This is a genomic window from Thalassoglobus sp. JC818 (assembly GCF_040717535.1).
Classification (GTDB): Bacteria; Planctomycetota; Planctomycetia; order Planctomycetales; family Planctomycetaceae; genus Thalassoglobus.
In genome coordinates this window covers 942,388-967,380 of the sequence record NZ_JBFEFI010000001.1, presented here as the reverse complement: position 1 = coordinate 967,380, position 24,993 = coordinate 942,388, and the positions used below count along the sequence as shown (strand labels likewise).

Here is a 24,993-nt window from a genome sequence, read left to right as displayed (position 1 = left end):
CACAAATCGGGAAGGCGGAAAGCAAACAGCTTTCCGCCTTTTCGTTTTTCTCTGAAGTCTAAGTACATAAGGATACTCTGAAACCATGGGATGCAGAGTTCTATTGCTGATCGCGTTAGTTGTTTCGTTGGGATGCGGACAGGCAGAGCAGGGGGGAGAAGCACCTGCTGCTGTTTCACTGCCACGCGTGGAACTGGGAACTCAGGAATGGTCCACTCCACTCACAGCTGGAGAACTGTCTGCTTTCACGACGATCGTTGAGCATCTTCCTGACCGATCCGTCCCAGATTTTTCGTCCAGTTCGGTCGATTTCCGGGGAGCAGAGGAGTTCAACTCTGATGAACTGGTGACATTCATCCGAGACGAATATCGAAGCGCACTCGACATGCAGGCACTCGGCGAAACTTGGTGCCAGAATCCTGAGCTCGCAAAGCGATTCAAGCAAATGGGCGTTGATCCGGAACTCTTCGCAGCTCTGGCCACTCGGATCAGCCTTGCGTGGGCTGCTTCTTCAATCCGCCATGAAATCCCCATTCTTGCGACTGAACGCAAACTCGGAGAACGGCTCGCGCATCTGAAACGGCGTCATGATCACCCGGAAGCGGATATGACAGCCAATGAAAAGCAGTTGTTGATGGAAGAGATCGAGCAAACCGTCGCGATGTCTGAATTCTTATTGCTCCTCAAGACTGTGCCGGCTGAGAGCATTAATCAGGTTCGAGCGCTGTCGCCGAAATTGAAGACATTCTTGCCCGATTCCAACGCGTCCGCACAGTTTGAGAACGTCATCGAGAGTTCTCCAGAAGTGATGCGTGTCGGACACACAACTGAGTGACATCGACGCTCTCGTCGAGAACAGGGGACTGCCGTCCATTTGTCACTGGCGGTCGGCTTCGATATCGTCTGTGCGAGGATTCATACAGATTCTTTGCGTTCGAACTGTCACAATTCCTTGGATTTGCGACGCGAAGACAGACTTCGAACGCATATCAATCTTTGTTGCGAGAAGAATTGAAATTCAACTGACGGAGACTCGTACAATTCGGTACGAGGTTTCATCAGATCAACCCAAATTGATCATAAACGAAATACGACGACTGGGAGACGGAAGATGGCGGAAAAGGTTGTGATTATCGGTTCAGGTCCCGCCGGATGGACAGCTGCAATTTATGCTGCGAGAGCCAGCCTGGAGCCATTATGTATTGAAGGGGAAATGACCCAGGAAAACTGGGATCTCGGACGTCCTCCACTCGGACAGCTTGCCATCACCACGGAAGTCGAAAACTTCCCGGGTTTTCCGTCTGGGAATCTGGAGAGCTACCTCGACGACGCCATCGCTGACGATCGTCGTCGAATCATGGGTCCTCACCAGAAAGAAGGGGTGAGCGGACCTGAATTGATGGAATTGATGCGCCAGCAGGCGATCAATTTCGGAACGCGAACGATGATGGAAGATGTCGTCGAAGTCGACTTCTCTCAACGCCCCTTCATTCTGAAGACCTCCAACGGAGAAACGATCGAAGCCCAGTCGGTGATTGTGGCGACAGGCGCACGAGCTAATTACTTAGGTCTGGACTCAGAAAAGAAATTTAAGAATGCAGGGGTCTCAGCCTGTGCGGTTTGTGATGGAGCCCTGCCAAGATTTCGCGATCAACCCCTCGTTGTTGTCGGGGGAGGAGATAGCGCAATGGAAGAGTCCGACTATCTGTCTAAATTTGGCTCGAAAGTTTACATCGTCCATCGTCGGGAAGAATTTCGCGCCAGCAAAGTGATGGCTGATCGGGCACTTAAGAACCCGAAGATTGAAGTTAAGTGGAATTCGGTCATCGATGAAGTTCTCGGCGACGACGAAAAAGGTGTCACCGGCGTTCGTATCCGAAGCACGGAAGATGATAGCCAGACAGAAGAGATTCCGGCTTCTGGATACTTTGCTGCGATCGGACACACTCCGAATACAGAATTCCTCAAAGGCCATCTCGACATGAACGAGAAAGGCTACCTGAAGTGGACCGTTCCTTTCCGGACGAACACAAGCGTTGAAGGTGTGTTCGCTGCTGGTGATGTAGCTGACGATTACTATCGACAGGCGATCACTGCCGCTGGAACAGGTTGTATGGCAGCCCTCGATGCGGAACGCTATCTAAGCCTTCTGGAGAGTTAAACAACGAGCCATTGTTTAATGTGAGTGGCAATCGCTGCTTAAGCGGTACTTCTTTTCGGTTTCGTTGGTTCAATACATTCCCATGAAAATTCCTGCCGAGTTAAGCTCCATTCAGGAACTCGTCTTTGCGACGGAATTAGCAAAAGCGGGTGGGGATGTCTTGTTGCGTCACCGGAAAGAAGGGACGGTGATTCGAGAAAAGGCACGCAACGATCTCGTTTCCGAAGCGGATCTCGAATCTGAACGAGTCATCAAGCAGGCGATTGCGGATCGGTACCCCGATCATGTGATTCTCGCAGAAGAATCAGAGAACGGGCACGACAGCTACTCAGAAGCTGAACATCTCTGGATCATCGATCCGCTCGACGGAACCACCAACTTCGCACACGGAATACCTCATTTCGCGGTCTCGATTGCTTACTATCAGCGAGGCGTTGCGAAGTGTGGCGTGGTTTGGAATCCAGCACGCGAAGAGCTTTATTGTGCGGTCGCGGGCCAGGGGGCTTGGTTTCAAGGCGAGCGAATGCATGTCGGGACTCAAACGCGGCTGACTGATGTGTTGATTGCTGTGGGATTCTATTACGACCGCGGTGCGATGATGCGTCGCACATTGCGGACGATTGAAGGTCTCTTCGCTGAGCAGATTCGCGGCATTCGGCGATTCGGGACAGCTTCACTCGATCTTTGCGGAGTTGCCAGTGGTGATTACGGAGCGTTTGTCGAGTATCAACTCGCTCCCTGGGATTTCGCGGCGGGGCGTCTGATTGTCGAAGAGGCCGGCGGGAAGGTCACGTCCTCAGCAGGTGACGAGTTGCCAATCGCCGTATCAAGTGTGCTCGCCACAAATTCGGTGCTGCACCCTGCCATGCTCGACGTCATTGCTGCTTCAAAACTTCCCGCAGAAGAAGAATAGCGACGGCTTCTCACGTTCATTTTGACGAACGCTATTTCGTCGAAGTGTCAACCGGGGTTTACCAAAACGCCACGGGAGAGATACACTCTGTGACCTGAATACTTGGAAACGGAGTCCCGAGGTCATGTGGTACGATTTGGTCGTTTTGGCCATCCTCATCTTCTTTACGATTCGCGGTGCCGCGAAGGGCATGGTCTGGCAGTTGGCCGGAATCGCTGGCATTCTGTTGTGCTTCATTTTCGCTGACGGAATCTCAGCTGCCGCTGGCCCGTATGTGCACCTCGATCCGCCTCTGAACAATTGGGTCATTTTGTTTGGGGCGTACATCGTTTTCACGTTCATCGCGTATCTGCTCGCTGGGCGAATTGCCGATTTTCTGGAGAAGGTCAAACTCCGCGAATTCGATCGTCATCTGGGAGCGCTTTTCGGCTTCATCAAAGGTGTTGTCCTGTGTCTGATTCTGACGTTCATGGTTGTGACCGTTTCTGAAGACGCACGTGGAGCACTTTTGAAATCGCGAAGCGGATACGCAGCTGCGAAGATTGTCGACACGCTGCATCCGTATCTCCCAATTCTCCCAGAGAACTTGCGACTCGCACTCGAGGACTACATTCATCTGCTTGACCATCCGGATTTCGATCTGGATCACACTCACGATCCTGGCGATCACGGAACTCATACTCACGATGGTTCGAGTTCGCCAAACGTGGTCGATTCCGGAAACATCAATCTCGGTAATGATCGGGTGCTGCCCGGAACTCCATCGGGTGATGCGAGCAGCCAGTTGTGGAAAACTCTCAGTGGGCTGATCAGCGATCAAACGCAGAAAGCTTTGAGCGACGCGATCGCGCGCGAAGAGAGTCCGGATTCGCAGTCATCTTTGATCGCTGGTGTATCGAAGGTTCTGGAATCTGCATCGCCCGAAAATCGGAAGTTGATCGAACAGCATTTTCAACAACTGGGCAATCAAGGTTCGGAATATTTGCTCTCGTATCTCGGACAGCAACTCAACGTTGATGTCTCTCCGAGTGCGCCTCCGAACAATCCTGCTCAAACCCGCGCCAAGATCGCCGAGCTTTCGCGCAAGATCTCACAAGCTTACACATCGGTGCCAGCTCAGCAGGTTGCTTACGAACAACAGATCGTCGGGTTTTTGGGATCGCTGCCAGAGGTTGTGCAGCTCGGTGTGTTGGCAGATTGGAATGCAGATATCTGGTCGCTCGAAGATCCAGATTCAACAACGAATGCACAGAGTACGCTCGACCAAAGAATCATTCGGCAGCTGCAAGTCGCAGGGGTCTCGATCAATCAATTGGAGCCAGCGATGCAGCAACGACTGAGAGCGGCTGGGGCTGGTCAGCCTGGATCGTTTCGATAGTGAGCGTCATCTATGACGGTAAGAGATCACGGGAGTCACCAGCCACGAAGATTGGATCGTCACATCGATCAGCTCGGTGCCATTGAATGATCGTTGGATGAAGTGCATCTCTCGTTTGGATGTTGAGTCCAACCGAGAGTGAAGGGCCCGGGAGTCATCAGACTCTCCCGAAAAAGGAACATACCCCAACGTCCGATAATGTCCGTTATGTTCGATTCGGGTATGGAAAAGACCGTATGAAACGGTTTTTCGTGTTCCTCTGCGAATCACAGCGGATCATGATCGAGACTCTGGACAGCGGAGTTTCTGCGTTTCAGTGATCACCTCTCAATGGCCGAAGTGAATTGTCTCGAGGTTTTCAGAGAGCCGAGCACATCGGTCGTGCGCTTCGTTAGATGGGATGGTTGGAACTTCTCTCTGCGAGAGTTCGCGTTCAGTCATCAGCGAGCGGATCGCAACTTCTCCGGAGCACCGTCAGTGAGCCCACTGTCCGAATGGATGTGCGAGCAGGAGCCTCGAATCAGTGTCGTGCAGCGAGCGATGGTCCTCGAATTCTGACTCCCCTACCCGAGCCAGTTCTGCTTCATTCAGCGATGGTTTCAAGCGCGTAAAAACACATCCGCTTTGATCACTTTTTGTGAACGACTTGGAAGTCTTCGCGAGCCCGGCGTGAAGACGTTCAATCTTCGTCACGAATGATCTCTTGAAACCAGAGGACAAGATCTTCGACGGTGTGAGCGTTTGCGAAGTTCGCCTCGATCACCTCGTCCTGGAACCTGTGGTCATCAGCGACCTTCAGGATGACGAAGTGTTGAAAATTGAACTCAGTGGGATCGATGTGCAGATCGGTTTCGAAATTGTCGGTCGGTCGAATCTTGGAGACTGGGACATCGAAGAATTGCGCGATCGCCTCACGTACGATCTTCATGAGTTCAGGGTCGATGTCCGCTTTGGAGTAGAATTCCGCTTCGAAGAAGTCCGGCCTCTCGAGGATGCGCTGTCGTGTTTGTCGAGAAGCTTTGCGAAAGCGAAAGAGGTCGCGGAGACCGAGAATCAGGGTTGCGACAAATGCCATCGCAGATGTCATCACGGCCATGAAGATTCGTTCGCGAAGACCAGCGTCTTGAGCGAAGAGGCTTCCGAGGCCCCCGCAAAGGAGGGCCACGAATGCGATAGTCAGTGCCATGAAGATCAGCGATTGCATAGCCCAGGCGACTCTTCATGCCTGTTCGTTATGAACAGGAGGGGAACTCCGACGAGACGACTCTCAAATAGGACATGTTCAGATTGGGTTTGCACTGACTCGCACGAACAAACTCAGCTTTTGAATGAGTGAGACCGCACAAGCGAGTGCACTGGAAAGAGCAGCTTGCTCTAAGATTGCCCAACAGCGACAGACTCTTCGAAGACGCCGATCTTGCGGAACTTTTCATACCGTCGATCGAGCAGTTGGTCTTTCGGGACTTCACTGAGATCTTTCAATGCCGAGGTCAGCGAAGCGTGCAAATTGGTCGCCATCTGGCGATGGTTTCGATGTGCTCCTCCGATCGGTTCGCTGATGATTTCGTCAACAATCCCAAGTTCGAGGAGGTCTTTCGATGTGAACCGCAAAGCATGAGCGGCTTTGTCTGCGTGTTTGGCGTGCTTCCAGAGAATACCCGCACAGCCTTCCGGGCTGATCACTGAATAGTAAGCGAACTGCAAGACGGAAACGTGGTCGCCGATCCCAATTCCAAGTGCTCCGCCGCTGCCCCCTTCTCCGATGACAACGCAGACGATCGGCGTATCGATGCGGGCCATCTCTCGCAGGTTGAGAGCAATCTGGTAGGCCTGTCCTCGTTCTTCGGCTCCAACTCCGGGGTAAGCTCCGGCGGTGTCGATCAGGCAAATCACGGGCAGATTAAACTTGGCAGCCATCTGCATCTTAGAAAGGGCTTTTCGATAGCCTTCCGGATGCGCCATTCCGTAATTGTGTTCCAGGCGTTCGCGGAGGTTTCGTCCCTTTTGCTGCGCGACGAGCATCACCTTACGGTCACCGAGTTTGGCAAATCCGGTGAGGATCGCTCGGTCGTCTCCGTAGGCTTTGTCTCCGTGCAACTCGACGAATTCGTCGAAGACGAGTTCGATGTAGTCTAGCGCCTTTGGACGAGCATCATGCCGGGCGACCTGGACGATCTCCCAGGGATTGAGCTTCTCGTAGACTTCCCGCTTCAGCTTGTTGAGTTCGGTTCGGATGCGGCGAATCGATTCGCGAGTGACAGCTGTTGGATCTGGCTGTTTCTCCAGGTCCGAGAGTTGCTTTTCGAGTTCGAGGATCGGACGTTCAAACGGAAGTGGAAGCGGTGCGGACATCGTGACAGTTCAGAATATGGGGAGCGTTGTTATTCCAGTGATTCACTGCATTGAATCTTGAGGGGCGAGAATCGACGAGAATGCCGACTCCGACCCTGCGAAAACGATGCAGGAACGCTCGCATGATAATTCTGCAGGGCTTCAAGGGAAACAACAGAAGCGCTTTTAGTGCTGACTACTCGATTTGCAAGTCATCGAAGTTTGCAAGTGGGATGTCTTCCGGTGCCTTCTTGGGCTGCTCGTTTTTCGATTCAGCAGCTTGCGGGACAGACGGTTTGGGAGCAGAAGTGGGCTGCGGCGCGCTCGGTTGCGGAACACTGGGCTGCGGCATTTGCTGACCCGGCATTTGCTGACCTGGCATTTGCTGACCTGGCATTTGCTGACCTGGCATTTGCTGACCTGGCATTTGCTGACCTGGCATTTGCTGACCTGGCATTTGCTGACCTGGCATTTGCTGACCTGGCATTTGCTGACCTGGCATCTGCTGACCTGGCATTTGCTGACCCGGCATCTGCTGTCCTGGCATTTGCTGACCCGGCATTTGCTGACCCGGCATTTGCTGACCCGGCATTTGCTGACCTGGCATCATTCCGGGATAGTGCGGCATTTGCATTCCGGGCATCATTCCCGGGTACTGCGGCATCTGGCCTGGCATCTGGCCTGGCATTTGTCCCGGAAACATTCCCGGCATCATTGGATAACCAGGCATTTGCCCCCATGGAGCTCCGGGTTGGGGCTGCGGCGGAGCGGCCGGTTGTTGTTGTGCTGGTTTGGGCTGCGGCTTGGTCTCTTTGGCGAGGATTGGTTTGGGTTTTGGCTTGGGAGCCGGTTTTCGTTCGCCATCCTTGCTGCGATCGCGTTCTGCGTCTCGACGACTATTGAGGCGATCTTCTTGTGCTTGTGCGTCCCCTGCTGCCATTGCGTCGGCTCGTTCTTTAGCGACTTTGACAGGATCTTCCTTGAAGAACTTGAGGTTTCGGACTTCGGCGTAAACCTCCTGCATGTTGGCGTGCCGTTCTTTCGGCTTCTTGGCCAGCATCTTCAGAACGAGGTTGTCTGCCTCTGGAGTAATGTTTTCGTCAAGCTCAGAAGGGCGAGCTGGTTTGTCTCGCACGTGCATCATCAGCAAGTCGTTGGGATTCGCTGTTCGAAATGGCGGATTTCCGACGAGAGTTTCGTAGAGGAGAATTCCGAGGCTGTAGATGTCGACAGAAGAAGTCGTGGCTTCACGTCGCACCAGTTCTGGAGCGATGTATGTCCGCGTTCCCTGGATGGTCACCTTGCTCTTTTTGGTCATCGCCCGCAGGATCGCATTCGATGGGCGACCAGCGAGTGAGAAGTCGATGAGCCGGACTTCCCCGCCTTTGCTGATGAGGACGTTATCCGGTTTGATATCGCGGTGAATCCAGCCTTTTTCGTGGAAGTAACCCAAGGCTTGCGAGAGCGCTTCCATCAAGCTTTTCACGCGGGCCTGTGCTTGTGCCAAGTCGCTTCTGATCAGCCCTTTCAGGTTGCCTGAGCGAAAGTACTCCATCGTGTAGTAGCTGAGTTTCTTGGAAACCTTCACATCGAAAATCGAGATGATATTCGGATGCTGCATGGCTTTCCCGACCGTGGCTTCGTGCTTCAAAGCCGCCCTATTGGCGGGATCGGTCAATGCTTCATCGAGCATCAACTTCATGGCCAGAGGTTGGGAGCTGCCAGCCCGTTTGACTTCCCAAATCTGCGTCACACCACCAGTCGCAACACAATTGACTAATTCAAAGTCGTCGATTTTGTCTTGATCGGCCACTAACTACCTCGTTCCAATCGAAATTTCGTGGGTCGCCACTGTTGCACTGAAGAACAGATTTTCAGAAGAGAAGCGACGTGATGGGCAAACTGTCTCGTAAAACGCTATGTCTTGATTCGACATTTCACTTTCGGACAGTCGATGGGTTTTGTGTTCTGAATGCGGTTTGACGTCTCTCTATGAAGTTTACGCCATTTGAGGACGCGCCTGAAGAACGTTTTTGAGAGTTTGAGGTCAAAAGAGTTCGTGGATTTCGCGTTTTCCGAAATCGACCAGCGGGAATGGACGTCCTGCAGGTCCAGGAAGATGTGTCTCCAGATCCAATCCGAGGCTGTGGAAGACTGTCGCAACGAGATGACCGGGATCGACTGGTCGATCTGCCGGAACTCCACCGATCGGATCGCTGGCACCGACGACTTGTCCTCCCTGCACCCCTCCCCCTGCAAAGTATGAGGTGAAACACTGTGGCCAGTGGTCTCGTCCACCAGCGGGATTAACGCGGGGCGTGCGGCCAAATTCGGCGATATTGCAGACCATCGTGTCATCCAGCAGCCCGCGATCGTGAAGATCTTCGATAAGGGCTGAGTATGCCTGATCGTACATCGGACAGACGATGTCCTTCATGCCTTCGATGGATGTGAATGGTTTCGATCCGTGAATGTCCCAAGTCACCTCATTGAAGACGGTCAGGAAGGTGTTGATCGTGATGAATCGGACGCCAGCTTCGACGAGACGTCGCGAAAGCAGACAGCACTGCCCGAAGCGGTTCATGCCGTATCGATCGCGGACGGATTGAGGTTCTTTTGAAAGGTCGAACGCATCGCGGGCTTGCGAGCTGGTCATCATCCGAAATGCGCTGTGAAAATTGCTGTTGAGCAGTTGTGCACTCTCGGTTGCTTCGAAATTCTGGACGGCTGAGTCGACGATTTCTCGCATCGACCGTCGTCTTTCGAGTCGAACGGGGCCAATCTCAGATGGTGGAAGCAAGTCGGGGACGTTGAAATCTTTTTGCGATGGGTCGGCATTCAACGCGAACGGGTCATGCGCTTTTCCGAGAAACCCCCCTGCCTGTCCGTTCGGGAGATTTCCTCCACCGCGACCCATCAGTTCGGGAAGCACGACGAACGGCGGAAGGTCTGTTTTGCGGCCGCGAAGGTAACTCACCACTGCTCCGGCATGCGGTGTATTGACGCCTCCGCTGAAGAGCCGCCCCGTTTGCATCATCTGCCATCCCGCATCGTGAACGGCAGCTCCAGTGTGGTGACAGGACCGGACGAGAGAGAACTTGTCGGCAATTTTTGCGTGTTGAGGCAAAATCTCGGAAATCTGAATTCCGTCTGCAGATGTCGAAATCGGCTTGAATGGGCCGCGAATTTCGGAGGCTGCCTCGGGTTTCATATCGAACAGGTCAATATGGCTTGGTGCCCCGAGGTTGAAGATCATGATGCACGATTTATTGTCGTGCTCCGGTTTGACCATCCCCTGCTCTTTAGCCTGAAGATATTGTGGAAGCGACAAACCAATCGCACCCAATGCACCCACCTGCATGAAGTCACGTCTGGTCACACCATCGCAAGTCTGTGTCTTTCCACGGCCTTCGAGCTTGAACATCTGCGGGAGTTCCTCTGCGAAAATGGAATAATTACGTCGGGCGCGTCAATTTCTGTGCAGTGCGTCAATGCCGGACGATTTGTTCAATTGTACATCAATCGAGCGAAACGAAAAAACGATCGATCTATCAATACTAATGTGTATGTCGATCGGAATGCGAATGGAAGTGAGGAATCCTGTCGCGAAACAACCGATCGGTGGCTGCGGGAAGTTGTTGGATCGAGGGTAAAGATGCTGGTAAACGTGCGAAGAGCCTGATCGCAGCCCGTTTTTGGACAACCACTTCTCAAATTCTCACGATTTTTTCTGAAGATTGAGGCCAGCGACTGCATCTCTTCGGCTCGGAGCGGTCTTGACCTGACAGTCAGTGCTCCCATATCTTCGCGGTCCCTTCGAATTTCCTCGAATTCCATACATTTCGATCAAGTTGCGATCCCCTTCCCTGCTCTCTCAAAGCAATACAACGGGAATGAGATCGTCGCACCATCCTCCTCATTCTCATCTCACCCCCAATCAAGCGCCTGTTTGTCTTGAGGTCAATGCCTTGAGCCTGCGAGCGGAACGGTGTTGTCATGCAAGTTCGACGTCCCTCAACGTCCAGCCCCGAACGCCAACACGTTGACGCCACGACTGAAACGTCTGACAGTCGACGGTCGTTTCTCAAGCTGTGCGCTTCGTCTCTGATTTTCGGGTCGACGCTCTCCGGCTGCCACGAACTGAACATCAAACGTTGGTTTGATGACGAAGAAGCGATGCGGTTGAATGTTCAGGAGGCGATTCGTGGTGAAGATGGGCATTCCAAGCTGATTGGTGATTACATCAAGATCGCTGATTCCACCTTAGGATACATCAAGGTCCAAGGAGTCGGATTGGTGACTCGCCTGGACGGAACCGGTGAAGATCCGCCGATTTCTCCGCTTCGAACTCGCTTGCTTGATGACATTCGCAGAGAAGATATCGACGACCCGAACTCCCTGCTCCGCTCTTCTGAGACCAGTCTCGTTGTCGTGACGGCATATATTCCGCCGATCGCCCGGAAGGGAGACCGGCTCGACGTTGAAATTAACATGCCTGATGGAAGTGAGACAGTCAGCCTGAAAGGCGGCTGGCTGATGCCCTGCCGATTGAGCGAACATGCTTTGCTGGAAGGACAGGTTCATCAGGGCAATGAAGTTGTTTACGCCACCGGCCCGATTCTGATTGACGGGTTGTTCGAAGATTCCAATGGTTCGAGTGTTGCCTCGCGAAAAGGTGTCATTCCAAGTGGAGCGATCTATTCTGGACCGGATCGTATTCTCACAGTGGCGATCCGTAGCGATTACCGTCGAGTGCGTATGTCGACTCATCTTGCGAGCCGAATTGGACAGCGATTCCACGACTATGACAAACACGGGATTCGTCGCCCTTTAGCAACTGCGAAGAGCAACGCTCACCTTGAGTTGGTCGTTCAGGATCGATATCGAAACAACTACCCACGATTCCTGCAGTGTGTTCGACATATTACGTTGACGGAATCGCCTGTCGAAAAGCATCTGCGGATGCAGGATCTCGGTGAACGGATCATGTTTGGTCCGACGTCCGAACAAGCTGCTTTGCAATTAGAAGCGGAAGGAAGTGAAGGCGTCGCAGCACTCAAGCGAGCCTTAAACTCCCCTTCTCCTGAGGCACGTTTTCGAGCGGCAGAAGCTCTCGCTTATCTCGGCAAGCCAGAGTGTGCGACTGAATTGAGAGAAGCGGCTCGGAACGAACCCGCTTTCCGAATCTTTGCTCTCGCAGCACTCGCCTGTTTGCAGACAGGTGAAACGATTTCGGCGCTCGAAGAGTTGATGCACGAAGAAAGTCTCGAAACTCGCTACGGTGCGTTTCGTTCGCTCTCCACCATGGCTCCCGACGATCCCATCGTTCAGGGAATCCCCATGGATGGCGAGTTCCGAATGCATCTCATCGATTCGACCGCGACCCCATTCGTCCATATGACTCGTCGCAAAAAGCCGGAAGTTGTCCTCTTCGGAGCGGAACAGGAATTCCAGCTTCCAATGACGATTCGAGCCGGTGCTCGAATTCTGGTTCGAGGAAACACACTCGAGAACACCATCGATGTCAAACGTGTCGCTGCCGGTGAGGAAGATCAAACATTGACCGTTTCGGCACGCATCGCTGAGGTCATCAAAGCTGCGACCGATCTCGGTGCGAGTTATCCGGACATCGTGCAGATGCTCGTCGAAGCAAAGAATCAGAGCAACCTGCCCGGCAAGATCGCCATCGATGAAATGCCGAAACCGGGTCGAGTGTATCATCGCGTTCCGGAAGACTTCGCGAACGCAGACAATGTCAACGGTGCGACCTCGTCGGCACCTGCGACAATCGGAAGCGATGGGCTGATGCCGAATCTCTTCAACGAGCAAAGCAACAAGACAATCGTCACTGAAGCTCCGGAACCATCTGACCCGAAAGAGGCAGGTATGGAGCCGAATGGAATTATCGTGGAATAGTCTTCGCCCACAGGGGTGTTAATTAAATCGCTCTTAAGATTCGAACCTTCGGGGAGTTAAATCTCCCCTCCCCTATCTGCTTTTAAGTTTCTGTGGAATGCTCAAGTCGTTAGAACTCTTTGGATTCAAGAGTTTCGCGGATCGAACCCTGTTCGAATTCTCGAAAGGGATCACTTGCGTCGTTGGGCCCAACGGAAGCGGTAAGAGCAATGTTGTTGATGCACTGAAGTGGATTCTGGGTGATCAAAGCGCCAAGAGCCTCCGTGGTAAGGAAATGTCCGATGTGATCTTTAATGGATCATCCGGGCGCCGTTCCAGCGGATTCGCCGAAGCCACGCTCACCTTCGACAACTCCACCGGTCTACTTCCTGTCGATACCCGCGAAGTTCAGATCGGTCGACGACTCTATCAAAGCGGCGATTCCGAGTACTTGCTGAATCAGGCTGCCGTCCGCCTTAAGGATATCCGTGATGTCTTCATGGGGACCGGTGCGGGAACGGCGGCGTACAGCATCATCGAACAGGGTCGTGTCGATCAGATTCTGCAGGCGAACCCCACAACTCGACGTGTTGTGTTCGAAGAAGCTGCCGGTATCAGTAAATTCAAGTCGCGCAGAATCGACGCCGAACGGCGACTGGAGCGCGTGGCTCAAAACCTGCTTCGACTGACCGATATCGTCGACGAAGTGGAGACCCAGCTCAATTCGACACGTTCACAAGCCAGCAAAGCTGTGCGCTATCGCGAGTTGAATGAAGAACTCAAAGCACTCTGGACGGGACTGGCTGCCGATGACTTCCGGTTGATCTCGTCCAAGATTGACGACGAACAAGCCCGACTCGACGAATTGGAAGAAGAACTTCAGGAGTGTCGCGACTCCTTCGGCGAGCTTGAACAGCAAAAGTCATCGATCGAAACTGCAATCTCTGATTGCGACAGCCAGTTAATTCAACATGAACGTCGGATCGCAACTTATCGTGAAGAGATTACTCGTTCGCGTTCTGTCATTGATCACCAGACATCGCGGCTGGCTGAAATCGCCGCCGACCTGAAGAAGCTTCGGAAGCGATCGACACTCTCGCTGCTGCGTGCTCAAACGATCGAGAACGAACATCGGGCGACGGTCTTGCGAGTTGATCAGTTCGAGGATCAATTCGTTGAGGAGCGAGAGGCTCTTGTTCAGCGGGAAGAACTTCTCGAACAACTTTCCGAAACGCAAAAAACAGCTCGCCAGCGTATCAACGAGATTCAGAATGCCCTCAAGCAATTCGATTCCCGTCGAACAAACAATCTGGAAAAACTCGCTGGCCTCGAAGCTCAAAAGGCGGAAGTTTCCAAGTCTCAGGAACAGCTTCAGCGGCGGCAGGAACAAGCCGATGCGGGAGTGGAAGCGTCGACTCGTCGCAAGGAAGTCCTCGAACAGGAACTTCACGAAGCCGAAGAGACTCTTCAAGCTCAACGAGAAAATGTCGCGAGTGTTCAGCAGGAACGAGAAAACCGTGTTCAGCAGCGACAACTGACAGAGGAAACACTCCTTGAACTTCGACAGCGAGTCAGTGCTGACCGCGCGCGATTCAGTGTTCTGGAAGAACTAGAACAGCGGCAGGCTGGTATTGCCATCGGCGTTCAGGAGATTCTCGATCGGGCTGTCGCAGCCCACTACCCTCCCTGGAATCAGGTCCTTGGAGTCGTTCGTGATCTGTTGGAAGTTCCGTTGGAGCTTGGCCCAATCATCGATGCTGCGCTCGGAGAACGTTCGCAGTGGATCGCGGTTTCCAACCTGACTCCGATGCTCGACTATCTAAAACGAGGTGCCGTTCCGATTGATGGCCGGATCGGTTTCGTGGCTGTTCAAACTTCCGATCGAACGAACAGTTCCCCGCTCGACGGTGATGATGGGGTGGAACTCACGGGGGAAGACGGAGTTTACGGTCGCGCAGATCGTCTTGTTGCTGCGCACGCGCGAACACCCGGATTGGCCGAATCTCTGCTTTCAAAAACGTGGATTGTCGAATCTCTGGCGGATGCTCAACGTCTGGCTGCAAACACGCCCTCCGATCTCCGGTTTGTCACGCTTCAAGGTGAAGTCCTGACACCGCAGAACGAATTGCTGGTGGGACATATTCCTCACGAATCCTCGATCGTTTCCAGAAAGAGCGAATTGCGGGAACTGAGAAGCGGCATTCTGCAAAGTGAGCGACGGATTGAAGATCTCACGGAACGAAAGAAATTGCTTGAGATCGCCATTCAGGAGAAACACGCTGAGCTGGTGAGTGCACGTTCGCAACTTGAAAAGTTCTCTTCACACGTTGCTGAAGCAGCGACGAAGCTTGAAAGCGAGCGGCAAGAATTTGATCGTCGACAGAAAGCCGCCGATGAAATTCGCTCAACGATCGAATCGCTCAGCCAACGTCTGAGCCAAATTGATGGAGAAAGCCACGAACTTCAACGAGACTCTGAGGAATGCACGCAAGAGATTGAAACGTCGCAATCAGAGATCCAGTCGATCAAAGATCAACTCGCCGATCAGGAACAGGAGTTTCAGAAAGCGAAAAAGGAACTCGAAACGTATCAACTTCGATTGGCGAAAGCAGAAGAACGTCGTTCCAGCTTAATCAGCGAACGCGATCGTTCCGAACGAGATTTGAGTCAGGTACGTGTTGCAGTCGTTGAGTTTGCCGAGCAAGTTCGGGAACTGGAAACGGCACAAGCGCGTGGAGAAATGACGGTCCTGCAGGCGGAAGCGACGATCGCTTCGCAAACGTTGATTCTGGAAACCATTGTCGCCGAGACTCGCGAAGACTTTTCACGAAGAAACCAGCTTCGAGTTCAACGCAAGCAAATTCAGGAAACCGAAGAGTCCGCCCATCGCCGCCGCAGAAGCCTCGAAGATCAACAGCACCAGGTTGAATTCACATTGCAACAGCTTCAGCACCAACTGACAGCCACCGCTGATCGGATGGTTGAAGAATTCCATGTCCCACTTTCGGAGCTGGTCTCAGGCGGTGCTTCGGCTTACAAGATCTATCTGACAGAACAATACGGGGAAGAAGTCGCTGCCGAGATCACTCGACAACATAGTTCAGAGAGCGAAGAAGGTCTCGACGCCGAGGACGACTCGTTGTCTGAAGATGAGGAAGTTCAATCGTCTCTGGAAATTGAAGACGAGTTACAGGAAGAAAACGAAGAATCTGACGCTGAGGAGCCGGAAGAAACCGACGAGTTTGTGATGCCGGATTCGATTCCGACCTATGAAGAGGTGCGTGACGAACTGGAGTCACGCGTTGATCGATTGCGTCGCAAAGCGAAGATGATGGGACACGTGAATCCAGACGCTCTGGAAAGCCTGGAATCACTCGAAACCCGCTATCAAACACTCAGCCACCAATTGAAAGACTTGCAGCAAGCGAAGTCGGTGCTGGAAGAGATTATTCGCAAGATCAACAAGGAGAGCCAACGTATCTTCCTGGAGACGTTCGAAAACATTCGTGTGCATTTTCAGGAACTCTTCCGGAAATTGTTCGGCGGCGGCGATGCGGACATCATCCTCGAAGATCCTGATGATGTGCTGGAATGCGGAATCGATATCGTCGCCCGACCACCCGGGAAAGAACTTCGCTCGATCACCCTGCTCAGCGGGGGCGAGAAAACGATGACCGCTGTCGGTCTGCTCTTTGCCATGTTCAAGAGCAAACCGAGCCCTTACTGCATCCTCGACGAAGTTGATGCAGCTTTGGATGATGCAAACGTGGACCGCTACGTGAACGTGGTCAAGGAGTTCGTCGCGACGACGCAGTTCGTGATCATTACACACCGCAAGCGCACGATGACTGCTGCTGATATTCTCTACGGGGTCACCATGGAACAGGCTGGTATTTCGAAGCGAATCTCTGTGAACTTTGAAGACGTCGACGACAACGGAGAAATCAACGTCGCTGCTTAGAGCAAGTTGCTATGTCCGGTGCACTTCTCTTTATCCGCTCTAACGTGATGCTTCTAGGAAATGCTTGCGACAACAGCTTCATGTCGGCGTTATCGATCGTGAGCGATTGAGGTTCCCTGCCCTGTTCGAATTACGGGCGACATTGACGCCGGTTGATGAGACATCCGACCTCATTGCCTGCGGGTTGCAAGTTCTCGTGAATCTCTCAACAATCTCAAACTCGTAGAGAGCGAATCCGCAGATCTGTGTGCGGTCGCTGATCCGGGAAGAGTCCATTCTGAACGGTACGCTTTGCGAGACCTGTAAGCCCGAGCCGACAGCCAGAAATTTCCGATTGGAAATGGGCTGCGTTTGTTCTGGTTGGACGAGTCTTGCGAATGGCTGAATCGACTTCTTCTTCCCGTCCTATCGGTGTCACACAGTTTTCAGATGAAATTTCAAGACCAGATTGAGAATGTGATCCTATGGCCGCCAATCCTGAAGTTCTCCTCAGCGCCTTTGCAGATGAAGCAGCGAATCGGAAAACAGCGATCGAGCAGATGTCGTCCCTGGCTGCGTTGGGACTGAAGTTCTACAGCCCTCGATTTGTCGATGTGACCGGCAACGGGACCGTGAAGCACGTTGTTGAACTCGACGATGAAGAACTGAAACAACTGGCAGCGATTCACGAAGAATACGGGATGTCGGTCGCCAGCATTGGCTCACGCATCGGCAAGGTGAAACTGGTCGATCAGGAAGATGGATCGCACAACAAGTTCGTTCCGTTCGATGAATACATGGCTGGCGAGGTCGCTCAAACAGTCCGTGCTGCTGTCGCGCTGAATGCAAAACTGATCCGTGGATTTTCTTTCTATCAACCAAAAGGCGAAGAGCCGGAGCGGTATGTTGATCAGGCTGTGGAACGAGTCGGAGAGATCGCCGACGAATTCGCAAAACACGGCATCGTTTACGGACTGGAAGTGGAAGCGAATCTGATCGGACAGAACGGGCGCTTGCTTGCAGAATTGGCCACCAAGATTAATCGCGACAACCTGGTTGTGATTTTCGATGGAGGAAATCTCTCCTCACAGAACATGTCGCCCGTTCAGTGCTTCGAAGAGTACGAAGCGATGCGTCCGCATATCGGCTGGATTCACATTAAAGACTACGCCATTGATTCTTCGCTCGAGTGGAAGGGTTACGTCGACGAAGAGCGACTTAAGAATTTCGTGCCGTCGAACATTGGCGACTCAGGACACGAAATGATTCTGCGCGACTTCCGCGAGCACATCCCTGCCCTTGATGAACGGATGCGACGACTCGGCGGACCTGGAGTTTTTCTGGAACTCGAACCACATCTGAAAGGTGGAGGACAGTTCGGCGGATTTAGTGGCCCTGACGGGATGGGCGTCGCAGTTCGTGCTCTCTGCTCTTTGCTCGACTATGTGAACATCGACTACCGTTTGCGAACCATGCAGGACATTCGCGAGCTACGCGGCTTCTAATCATCGAACGTCCTCTTCGTGAAGCTTTTGGATGAGCGCAAAAAATTGAAGCGAGCGAGACTTACAGGATCTCGCTCGCTTCTTCTGTTTCTGTCCTTCAGGTTTACACGCAAACCATCAAACCCGATTAGTTTTCGATAGGAGGTCGCTGACGATTTCGTCCCTGTCCTTGTCCATCACGATCAGGGCGACCTTGTCCTTGTCCGTCACCACGATTTCCGCCTCGACCGCGAAACATTGATCGTCGATCGAGTTCAAAGTCTGCACCCTTCATCGCGGCGAAGGTCTCTTTCTGAGCGTCGGTGAGAACTGCTTCGAGTTTTTCATCAGTCTCTTTGGTGAGCGCTTCCATTTTCGTTCGGACTTCCATGAAGCCTTCTCGTCCACCGGAACGTGCTGCTTCCATGAGTTCTCGTGAAGAGTCTTCCATCGAGCTGATGATCGAATCAATCTTCCCGGTCTGATCTTCGGAGAGTCCGAGCTTAGCTGCGACATCTTTGTCTTGCAGAGCACGTGGGCCTTTGATTTGAAGAGCGATCTGCTGGAGTCGTGAGTTCTGTTCGTCGCTGAGCAACTTGGCCAGTTCGGCTTCTGCGTCTTTGGTCACAGTTTCGCGGGCTTCCCGAGCTTTCTCCATGGCGGCTTCCCGTTCTTCCCGGGACATATCACGGAAGTTACCGAAGTCGGCCATCATTTCGCGGGAGTCTTCACGCACTTTGTTTTGCAGGTCACGAACAGCGGCCAAAGCGTCTCCGCTAAGTCCGATTTCTTTCTGGACCTGCTCAAGTCCAGCCAGAGTCAACAAGCTTGTCTCATCACCTCCACCTCGGCCGAACCCTCCTCGACTTTGACCGCCACGACCGCCTCCGGGAGGTTGAGCTTCAAGGGCTGGAGTGAAAACGACAAGCATCGCCAAGGCAGCGATTGAAAGAACTGAACGCATCATCGGAACGGTCTCCACTGAATGTGAGTAGGATTTGAGAGGTGAAATGGATCAAGAATCCGTGAGAATGCATTGAGCGTTTGATTGCTCGAAGAACTCGCAGATTGAACGAGTTCAAACAGCAACGTCACGATGCAGCTAGAGCAAGTTGCTCTTTCCGCTGCACTCGTTTGCACTGTTTCATAAGTGAAAAGGCTGTGCTTGCTCGTGCACACAAAATGCAGCTAGTTCTGATCGGGCTAGCGTCGCTGCACTCATCTCGTACAAAATTCAACCCCGGTCATTCGAGCGAAGTTCCGGTGGAGTTTGTCGTAATCAGAAAAATTGCGAGTGCTGCCGACATGAGCTGTGCGGACAGCGCAGCTTTTTCTATGGCAGGGACGACAATGTTCCCTGCAGGCCTATGCCATCGGATTGAGAAGCCGCGCTCGTCTTTCGCGCAAACCCCTCACCCTCCGACCAGCGTTCCCGAATATCTTCGATTCCTAAATCACTGTCTTGTACTAGATGCGGGCACGATCCTCAGATCTCGTTTCAGTCTGCTGAATTCAATCAGAGGCCGAATCGCAGAAAACGAGGCTCAACCGAACTTATACACGAACGAGTTTGGTCACCCGGCCGGTGACCACCCATTCTGCACAGTAAATGTTTCCATCTGCATCGAAGCAGGCATCGTGCGGATGAATGAACTTTCCATCCTCCCACTGATCTGGCGTGCGACGCATTGCAAAGCCATCGCCGAGAACGCGTTCCCGCCAGGCTTCGTCTTCACCGAGTTGTGCCAGAACTTGATTGTTCTTGTCGAGCAGCGTGATCCGAGCGTGGAGATCCGGGACCAGCATGATTTCGCCTTGAATGTCGATATCGGCCGGGAAGAGGAAACCGTCGAGAGTCTGGACGTGATTTCCATCGAGGTCGAACCATTGGAGTCGCTTGTTCGCCCGGTCAGCGACGACGAGCTTGGCGGTTCCATCTCTCTCATCGAGCCACTGCCCGTGCGGAGTTTGGAACTGGCCAGCTTCGGTTCCAGAACCGCCGATCACGCGTACAAACTTGTCGTTCTTGTCGTACTCAAACAGATAGTTGCTGCCGTATCCATCACCGAGATAGTAGCCGCCGTCCGGCCGGAAGCTCGTGTTCGTGGGTCGGTATCTCACGCCCTCACCAAGAACGCCGCTGTCTTTCTGAAGTTCTTTCCGACCGCGTTTCCAGACAACTTCTCCGTCGAGAGTCATTTTTGTGTACCACAGTGAACTCTCGCTTGGGGAAAGGTAGATGAATTCGTCATTCCCTTCTCGGCGAATGTCGATTCCGTGGCCTTTTCCGTTGTTGTTGATGACATGCTCTTCACCCATCGCTTTGATGAACTGCCCTTTGTCATCGAAGACGAACAGCGATCCGGGGGTTCCCTGATGAGTGATGTAAATTCGACCTTGTGAATCGACGGCGGTTCCGTGTGAGGCCCCTCCGTATTCGTGATTCGCTGGCAGGCTGTCGTTCCCCCAGTAGTGATGGCATTCGTAAGTGTGTTCTCCCGATCCAACGACGGGGAGTTTGCGACCAGCTTTGTCGGAAGCATTCAGGAACATGGGAGCCCCGGCAAAAGCGGTGGCTGTGGCGACAGTGGCTTTCATGAAGTCGCGGCGAGAGTGCGTCTGTTTCATCGAATGCGATTCCGCTAAGTAGGTCGGTTGATCAACAAGGACTGATCTGAAGAATAGCGGTTCAGAAGCCGTTCCCGCAAACCATGAGGCAATCTGTTTTGTTGGGACAAAGATAAGTGTTGCTTGTCCGCTCGATGAGTTGATCACTATCCCTGCTGTGGGATGCACCCATTGAAAGGTTTGCACTTTGGCCGGTCGATTGTTGGCGTTTGTGCATGAATGCCGATCACCTTTCGACATCTTCGAGCGTCAAAATGCAATTGAAAGAGTCGTTTGAAAAGCTTGTTGACCCACCAAAGGGTGAAGGAAGCCTCCAGCATCATGGTTGAGAACACAACTCGATCTGCTGGAACATTCGGCGGCAAAGCGATATGCAAACGAAGACGCTAGAGCTTGGTCCAACATGAAGAGCAGAGTTGGGCGCGTCGTGCCGGAAGAAGTTCGACTTTTCTGTTGTGAAGTCGAAATGAAAGAAGCTTGAAGATTCGCTATCAGAGAAAGTCACAAGACGAGCTTGTTGAGTTGCGATTCAATCACTCAGTCCGAAACGTCTTACGGTCTCCACATCCTGCTAGTTGAAAGCAATCCAAAGGTCGTCCAATTGCTGTGACGAGGGAATGCTTCTCAACGATGATCGCAAGATTCGTGGAGACCGTTTCTGGGCGGAGTCAGCGTTACGAGAGTTGCCGTTTCGGGGCTGTGTCTCGAAGTGCTTTTGAAAGCAGAGCAAATGCTGCTTGCAAATCTTCGACTGAAGAAACTTGATCCTTATCGAATTCCGTGACGACTCGCGGGTGTCGGTTGTTTGTGTCACGACGATGGTTTTGACTACGGCGATTCGTGCGTCCTGGGCGTAGAACAGCCATTTATATTCTCCTAGAAATGTTGGCTTTGAGTTCGTCTCAAATCTCGAACTGGTCGAAGCTCTCGCTGACCGAATGGAAACATAGCGAAGAGCGTGCCAATTCGATTCGACTCGCGTTCAAAGAACGACTTTACGTTTCGAAAACTCAACTTCTTCAACGTGTCTATTGTCGATTTCGATGCAAAGAAGTTGCGTTTTTTCCGATCATTTTTGTGGAATTGCTCGTCCCGGAATCTGAATCCTCACCGTTAGTCGTGATGGCATTGGGAGTTAACGAGGCTCGAAGATTTCTGGAACGAAGATCTGTTTCAGCGCGATTTTGAGGGGCGAAACGTGGCGGGGAGTGGGAGTGTCATTGTCACAAATTGAGCCACGATGGTTGCTGGCAGATCGCAATCGCCGAAGAAGCATCGATTTCGAGGCACAATTGATCAAATTGACGACTTTTGTTTTGACAACACACGTGCGTGTTCGAGCACTTTCTTCGCTGCACTTCAGAGCCTGAGCCCAGCGAGATGAGCGATGGCATTCCATTCTTCAATGGCGTTCATTGAATCTGGGGCTGCATCAGGATCGCAGACAGCATGACTTCCACTCTCGCCCATTTGGAGTGACGTCAGGCTCTGACATCATCGCGATGCTCATTGACGAAAAGGTGTCTGTCGCATCTTCGTATGTGCAAATTCAGAAGCTTCTGTTTCCTGATGACTTTGTGCGGAATGCGTCGCTATTGGTTTCCAAGTTCCCAAGGGAGCGGCTAGGCTTTCGAATGTCGAATTGAAAAGAATTGGAGAAAGTTCTGTGAAGTCGACTGAAGACCCGGTTTACCGGCATTCAAAACGGGAAGCGATTGCGATCTTGTCGCTGTGGGCGGTGAGTTTCCTGTGGACGGTTCCGTACTGCTACGCGTACGGATACAGGAAAGCGGGTGAAGACCTCGAGCTTCAACTCTTTTGGGGCTTGCCTTCCTGGATCGTCTGGGGAGTCGCAATTCCATGGGTGGTCTGCGGCGTTGTGGCGATTGGGATGTGTGCGTTCTACATCCAGGATGACGATCTCGAACCCGTCTCTTCTGACATCGATTTGTCAGACGCTCCCAACCCGGATTAGACGGGTTCTATTGAACTCACGCGATTACATTCTCAGAAGCTTCCAGTCTCTACATGAAAGATGTCGGTATGGGAGGGGTTTCGGTTTCAGGTGTCCTCGCTGTCACAGCTTCGAACGCCGCGATTTGGACATTCGGCATTTATACGATCGCGGTCTTCGTCATCGCAGCATTCGCGAATCGCTTGCTTCAGGGAAAGAGCTTTCTCAGTGAGTACTTCCTGGGAAGTCGCGGCCTGGGGATGTGGGCATTCGCCCTGACTTTCGCAGCGACAAGTGCTTCAGGTGGAAGCTTTACCGGGTTCCCAGCCAAGATTTATTCGCATGGATGGATTCTGGCGCTGTGGATTTCGAGTTACATGGTCTACCCGATCTGCACGATGGGTTTACTCGGGAAGCGTGTGAATCAAGTCGCCCGAAAGTCCGGAGCTATTACGATTCCCGATGTCCTCCGCGACCGATTCGAGAGCCCCGCGTTCGGCATCGTCGCCATGCTGTTGATTGTCTTTTTCCTTTCGTTCAATCTCATCGCCCAATTCAAAGCGGGCAGCGTCTTGCTGCAAACACTGATTGAAGATGCAGACATTTTTCAATCGCTCAGTCATACCTGTGGGCTGCTGATTCAGGACCATGCTTTTTTTGAGGGAGTGGAACCGGGGTACTTCTGTTGTCTGCTCGCTTTTGGAATTCTGGTGATTCTCTACACCACCTACGGCGGGTTTCATGCAGTTGTCTGGACAGACGTGTTGCAAGGCATTGTGATGGTGTTCGGCGTGGCGATCATGCTTCCGCTGACGCTGTCCCAAGTTGGGGGAATGCAATCGGGCACAGAACTGATGTCGAAGATGATTCCACCGCGAATTGCAACCGGTCGACTTGAATTCGACCGTGCGATCGATCAGCCAGTCACGCTTAAAGATCTCTGGTTCGGTCATACCGATGGGGAGGGAGAAGAACACCTCTATCGACTCAGTGGTTCGATCTCCTTGCCTGCCGGAGCAAGCTCTGCCGAGAATGTGACGTTCGTGGAACTCATCACTCCAGAAGAGATTGATCTCCAATGGGAACGTCTGGAACAAAGGCGTTCCATCTCCAAATCGATGAAGGTGCAAGAGAATATCGCCGAAGCAATTAACTCTGGCGATGAAGAGGGAGGCGGCATTGATGTTTCAATGCCTGAGACAAGTCAAGCCTTCTGGCCGTTTGATGCTGGTTCCAACCCGTCCGTGAAACCGCTGATGGTCGCTCATTTCGATGAGTTTCAATCGTATTCTTACGGTGCCGGCGAGCCGGGGAATTATGTCTCCGGACCTGCTCCGATGGGACCGACGAAAGATGAGCGAACCGATGAAGAGGTCGCGGCGGCCGCTGGTTTTCTGCCTCTCGGAATGGCCATCTCTTTCTTCTTTATGTGGGCGATCTCGGGGACGGGACAGCCTCAATACATGGTCCGGTTGATGGCATTCAAAGACTCGAAGACTCTTCGTCGAGCCATCATGACAGTCACGATTTACTACGGGCTGATCTACTTTCCGCTCGTCATGATTTTCTGCTACTCCCGAATTTTGCTGCCGGGAATGGAGAATGAAGCAGACCAGATTATGCCTGCCATGGCAGTTACTCTGACCGAAGGAGTTGGACACGGATGGCTAGCCGGGCTGTTGATCGCTGCTCCGTTTGCCGCCGTGATGTCGACTGTCGACAGCTTCCTGCTCGTGATTTCTTCTGCCCTTGTCCGAGACTTGTATCAGCGAAACATTCACCCATCGGCCAGCGTCAAAACAGTGAAACGGTTGAGCTACCTGACGACATTAGTCATCGGTTCGATTGCCATGTTCTTTGCCATCAACCCGCCGAAGTTCCTGCAAGACATTATTGTGTATGTCGGAAGCGGACTGGCAGCATGTTTTCTTTTCCCTGTCGTGGCACTTCTCTACTGGAAGCGTGCGAACGTATGGGGCTGTCTGGGAAGCATGCTTGTGGGGTTCGGAGCACATCTGTTGATGCACATCGCCAGTTGGCTGAGAGGTGGCGAGTTCACGAATCCCATCAATCTATTCGGGCTTTCTCCAGTCGTCATTGGTCTCACAGCTTCATTGCTCGCTGTCCTGATCATCACTCCGCTGACTCCCAAGCCTTCGGAAGAACTTGTTGAGAAATACTTCACTGTACCGACGTCAGCATAACCGGTTCTGCGGCTTCCCATGTGTCTCGTATGAGCTTGCGAACGAAGTTATGAAACGAAAGAAGCGAAGAGCCAATTGACTCTTCGCTTCTCAGTCTCACTGTGC

General features: G+C 52.6%; 16 protein-coding genes. 9 read left to right on the top strand and 7 right to left on the bottom strand.

What is annotated here, in order from left to right; all coding sequences use genetic code 11:
- Positions 1-85: 85 nt before the first annotated feature.
- The 4 genes from AB1L42_RS03455 to AB1L42_RS03440 all read left to right on the top strand — a co-directional run bounded on the left by AB1L42_RS03455 (position 86) and on the right by AB1L42_RS03440 (position 4,452).
- Positions 86-835 carry a hypothetical protein gene (locus AB1L42_RS03455; protein ID WP_367051217.1) on the top strand — a complete coding sequence of 250 codons (750 nt, stop codon included), beginning with the start codon at positions 86-88 and terminating at the stop codon, positions 833-835.
- Between the two features lie 276 nt (positions 836-1,111).
- The gene (locus AB1L42_RS03450; protein ID WP_367051215.1) at positions 1,112-2,161 is read left to right on the top strand and encodes a thioredoxin-disulfide reductase; all 1,050 of its coding nucleotides are present in this window, start codon (positions 1,112-1,114) and stop codon (positions 2,159-2,161) included.
- An 82-nt stretch (positions 2,162-2,243) separates the two neighbouring features.
- Positions 2,244-3,074: an inositol monophosphatase family protein gene (locus AB1L42_RS03445; RefSeq protein ID WP_367051213.1), complete on the top strand. Its 831-nt coding sequence runs from the start codon at positions 2,244-2,246 to the stop codon at positions 3,072-3,074.
- A 124-nt stretch (positions 3,075-3,198) separates the two neighbouring features.
- Entirely contained in the window at positions 3,199-4,452 is a 1,254-nt protein-coding gene (locus tag AB1L42_RS03440; protein WP_367051211.1) for a CvpA family protein, read from the top strand.
- Between the two features lie 679 nt (positions 4,453-5,131).
- Here the strand turns inward: AB1L42_RS03440 and AB1L42_RS03435 are convergent.
- The 4 genes from AB1L42_RS03435 to AB1L42_RS03420 all read right to left on the bottom strand — a co-directional run bounded on the left by AB1L42_RS03435 (position 5,132) and on the right by AB1L42_RS03420 (position 10,207).
- Positions 5,132-5,656 carry a hypothetical protein gene (locus AB1L42_RS03435; RefSeq protein WP_367051209.1) on the bottom strand — a complete coding sequence of 175 codons (525 nt, stop codon included), beginning with the start codon at positions 5,654-5,656 and terminating at the stop codon, positions 5,132-5,134.
- 170 nt (positions 5,657-5,826) lie between these two features.
- The gene (locus AB1L42_RS03430; protein WP_367051207.1) at positions 5,827-6,804 is read right to left on the bottom strand and encodes an acetyl-CoA carboxylase carboxyltransferase subunit alpha; all 978 of its coding nucleotides are present in this window, start codon (positions 6,802-6,804) and stop codon (positions 5,827-5,829) included.
- A 175-nt stretch (positions 6,805-6,979) separates the two neighbouring features.
- Positions 6,980-8,596: a serine/threonine-protein kinase gene (locus tag AB1L42_RS03425; protein ID WP_367051205.1), complete on the bottom strand. Its 1,617-nt coding sequence runs from the start codon at positions 8,594-8,596 to the stop codon at positions 6,980-6,982.
- 234 nt (positions 8,597-8,830) lie between these two features.
- Entirely contained in the window at positions 8,831-10,207 is a 1,377-nt protein-coding gene (locus AB1L42_RS03420; protein ID WP_367051203.1) for a DUF1501 domain-containing protein, read from the bottom strand.
- 572 nt (positions 10,208-10,779) lie between these two features.
- On the opposite strand from AB1L42_RS03420, the gene AB1L42_RS03415 reads away from it, so the two are divergent.
- The 3 genes from AB1L42_RS03415 to AB1L42_RS03405 all read left to right on the top strand — a co-directional run bounded on the left by AB1L42_RS03415 (position 10,780) and on the right by AB1L42_RS03405 (position 18,123).
- On the top strand, positions 10,780-12,699 hold the full coding sequence (locus AB1L42_RS03415; protein ID WP_367051201.1) for a flagellar basal body P-ring protein FlgI: 1,920 nt from the start codon (positions 10,780-10,782) through the stop codon (positions 12,697-12,699).
- Positions 12,700-12,796: 97 nt separating this feature from the next.
- A complete protein-coding gene (smc, locus tag AB1L42_RS03410) occupies positions 12,797-16,639 on the top strand; it encodes a chromosome segregation protein SMC (RefSeq protein ID WP_367051198.1) in 3,843 nt (1,280 codons plus the stop codon).
- 464 nt (positions 16,640-17,103) lie between these two features.
- On the top strand, positions 17,104-18,123 hold the full coding sequence (locus AB1L42_RS03405) for a TIM barrel protein (protein WP_367051196.1): 1,020 nt from the start codon (positions 17,104-17,106) through the stop codon (positions 18,121-18,123).
- A gap of 127 nt (positions 18,124-18,250) precedes the next feature.
- On the opposite strand, the gene AB1L42_RS03400 is transcribed toward AB1L42_RS03405, so the two are convergent.
- From AB1L42_RS03400 to AB1L42_RS03390, 3 genes are all read right to left on the bottom strand, one after another.
- Positions 18,251-19,069: a hypothetical protein gene (locus AB1L42_RS03400; protein WP_367051194.1), complete on the bottom strand. Its 819-nt coding sequence runs from the start codon at positions 19,067-19,069 to the stop codon at positions 18,251-18,253.
- 587 nt (positions 19,070-19,656) lie between these two features.
- The gene (locus AB1L42_RS03395) at positions 19,657-20,730 is read right to left on the bottom strand and encodes a peptidase (protein ID WP_367051192.1); all 1,074 of its coding nucleotides are present in this window, start codon (positions 20,728-20,730) and stop codon (positions 19,657-19,659) included.
- 674 nt (positions 20,731-21,404) lie between these two features.
- Entirely contained in the window at positions 21,405-21,596 is a 192-nt protein-coding gene (locus AB1L42_RS03390) for a hypothetical protein (protein ID WP_367051190.1), read from the bottom strand.
- 800 nt (positions 21,597-22,396) lie between these two features.
- On the opposite strand from AB1L42_RS03390, the gene AB1L42_RS03385 reads away from it, so the two are divergent.
- On the top strand, positions 22,397-22,705 hold the full coding sequence (locus tag AB1L42_RS03385; RefSeq protein WP_367051188.1) for a DUF997 family protein: 309 nt from the start codon (positions 22,397-22,399) through the stop codon (positions 22,703-22,705).
- A 53-nt stretch (positions 22,706-22,758) separates the two neighbouring features.
- Positions 22,759-24,888 carry a hypothetical protein gene (locus AB1L42_RS03380; RefSeq protein ID WP_367051186.1) on the top strand — a complete coding sequence of 710 codons (2,130 nt, stop codon included), beginning with the start codon at positions 22,759-22,761 and terminating at the stop codon, positions 24,886-24,888.
- Positions 24,889-24,993 lie beyond the last annotated feature (105 nt).

Coding starts and splice junctions, on each gene's coding strand:
- AB1L42_RS03455 (WP_367051217.1), top strand. CDS start 86: ATGGGATGCAGAGTTCTATTGCTGATCGCGTTAGTTGTTTCGTTGGGA.
- AB1L42_RS03450 (WP_367051215.1), top strand. CDS start 1,112: ATGGCGGAAAAGGTTGTGATTATCGGTTCAGGTCCCGCCGGATGGACA.
- AB1L42_RS03445 (WP_367051213.1), top strand. CDS start 2,244: ATGAAAATTCCTGCCGAGTTAAGCTCCATTCAGGAACTCGTCTTTGCG.
- AB1L42_RS03440 (WP_367051211.1), top strand. CDS start 3,199: ATGTGGTACGATTTGGTCGTTTTGGCCATCCTCATCTTCTTTACGATT.
- AB1L42_RS03435 (WP_367051209.1), bottom strand. CDS start 5,656: ATGCAATCGCTGATCTTCATGGCACTGACTATCGCATTCGTGGCCCTC.
- AB1L42_RS03430 (WP_367051207.1), bottom strand. CDS start 6,804: ATGTCCGCACCGCTTCCACTTCCGTTTGAACGTCCGATCCTCGAACTC.
- AB1L42_RS03420 (WP_367051203.1), bottom strand. CDS start 10,207: ATGTTCAAGCTCGAAGGCCGTGGAAAGACACAGACTTGCGATGGTGTG.
- AB1L42_RS03415 (WP_367051201.1), top strand. CDS start 10,780: ATGCAAGTTCGACGTCCCTCAACGTCCAGCCCCGAACGCCAACACGTT.
- smc (WP_367051198.1), top strand. CDS start 12,797: ATGCTCAAGTCGTTAGAACTCTTTGGATTCAAGAGTTTCGCGGATCGA.
- AB1L42_RS03405 (WP_367051196.1), top strand. CDS start 17,104: ATGGCCGCCAATCCTGAAGTTCTCCTCAGCGCCTTTGCAGATGAAGCA.
- AB1L42_RS03400 (WP_367051194.1), bottom strand. CDS start 19,069: ATGATGCGTTCAGTTCTTTCAATCGCTGCCTTGGCGATGCTTGTCGTT.
- AB1L42_RS03395 (WP_367051192.1), bottom strand. CDS start 20,730: ATGAAACAGACGCACTCTCGCCGCGACTTCATGAAAGCCACTGTCGCC.
- AB1L42_RS03390 (WP_367051190.1), bottom strand. CDS start 21,596: ATGGCTGTTCTACGCCCAGGACGCACGAATCGCCGTAGTCAAAACCAT.
- AB1L42_RS03380 (WP_367051186.1), top strand. CDS start 22,759: ATGAAAGATGTCGGTATGGGAGGGGTTTCGGTTTCAGGTGTCCTCGCT.